Source organism: Streptococcus equinus ATCC 9812, assembly GCF_000187265.1.
Lineage (GTDB): Bacteria > Bacillota > Bacilli > Lactobacillales > Streptococcaceae > Streptococcus > Streptococcus equinus.
Genome location: NZ_GL698437.1, coordinates 1 through 1,680, shown reverse-complemented (window position 1 = coordinate 1,680; position 1,680 = coordinate 1). Strand labels below are relative to the sequence as shown.

The 1,680-nt window shown below is 37.8% G+C and carries 1 protein-coding gene; it reads left to right on the top strand.

Going from position 1 to position 1,680, the window contains the following annotated elements; translation table 11 throughout:
- A partial coding sequence (locus tag HMPREF0819_RS08450) for a GBS Bsp-like repeat-containing protein (RefSeq protein WP_003067958.1) occupies window positions 1-1,680 on the top strand: 1,680 nt, incomplete at both ends.

Sequence of the window (1,680 nt, the reverse complement as noted above, 5' to 3'; positions counted from 1 at the left end):
GACCTTCAATACAATCAAGCCATCACACCAGGTGCTAAAATCATGTTTGCCGTTTGGTCAGAGGTCAATGGTCAAGATGATTTGATTTGGTATACGGCTGATAGTAACGGGCATGCCATTGCTAAGTATACTGGCACATATGGTTTATACAACATTCATACTTACCAAAATCTTAATGGTCAGATGAAAGGTTTAAACGGGCGTACAATCGACGTCCCAAAACCAAGTGCAAAGGTCAGTATTGTAAAAGCAAGTGATACAACTTATAAGGTAACAGTGTCTGATGTTCCTGCCTATATCACTAGTATTCAACTCCCAACCTGGACAGAAAAGGGTGGTCAAGATGATATTCAGTGGTATGGTACAACTTACAATTCTGATGGCACATTCACCAAAACCTTTAGTGTCGCTGAACATAATTTTGAAAGTGGCAAGTATAATGTTCACTATTACGGAATTAGCAGTGTCACCAATACTTTAACGGGTCTAGGTGGTACAAGTTTTAATTGTGATTATCAGTTTGGAGACATTGCCATTACAGCTCAAATGGGCGCAACTGGTATTGAAATTACGATGCCACAAGAAATAGCAAAAGTAGCTAATGTGTCTCATGCGGTTTGGTCAAAAGTCAGAGGTCAAGATGATTTGAAATGGTACAGCGATACCACAGGCCATGTAGTGGCTCCGTATACAGGAGACTACGGTACATATCACGTACACACTTATGCAAATGTCAATGGTAAAATGATTTGTATTGGTGCAACTAGTCTTGATATTCCAAAACCAAGTGCCAAAGTTAGTATCGTAAAAGAAAGTGGAACAACCTACAAAGTTATAGTGTCTGATGTTCCTGCCTATATCACTAGTATTCAACTCCCAATCTGGACAGAAAAGGGTGGTCAAGATGATATTCAGTGGTATGGTACAACTTACAATTCTGATGGCACATTCACTAAAACATTTAGTGTCGCTGAACATAATTTTGAAAGTGGCAAGTATAATGTTCACTATTACGGAATTAGCAGTGTCACCAATACTTTAACGGGTCTAGGTGGTACAAGTTTTAATTGTGATTATCAGTTTGGAGACATTGCCATTACAGCTCAAATGGGCGCAACTGGTATTGAAATTATGATGCCACAAGATATAGCAAAAGTAGCTAATGTGTCTCATGCTGTTTGGTCAGAAGTCAAAGGTCAAGATGATTTGAAATGGTACAGCGATACCACAGGCCATGTAGTGGCTCCGTATACAGGAGACTACGGTACATATCACGTACACACTTATGCAAATGTCAATGGTAAAATGATTTGTATTGGTGCAACTAGTCTTGATATTCCAAAACCAGAAGTTACTGTTCACATAGATAAGGTAACAGATTATTCTGCGAAAATAACAGTTACTGATGTTCCAATTTATATTCATGATATTCAACTACCAACTTGGACAAGTAAGAATAATCAAGATGATATCAAGTGGTATCATGCTACTAAACAAGCTGATGGTTCTTATGTATATACGTTTTATGCCAAAAATCATAGATTTGAATCAGGCCACTATAACGTTCACGTCTATGGTACGAGTGAAGTGACACATTCTTTTGTTTGTTTATCGGGTTCTGATGGAATTGATTTAATTTTTGATGAATCTCTTACAAATCCAACGGTAACTGTTCAAAAT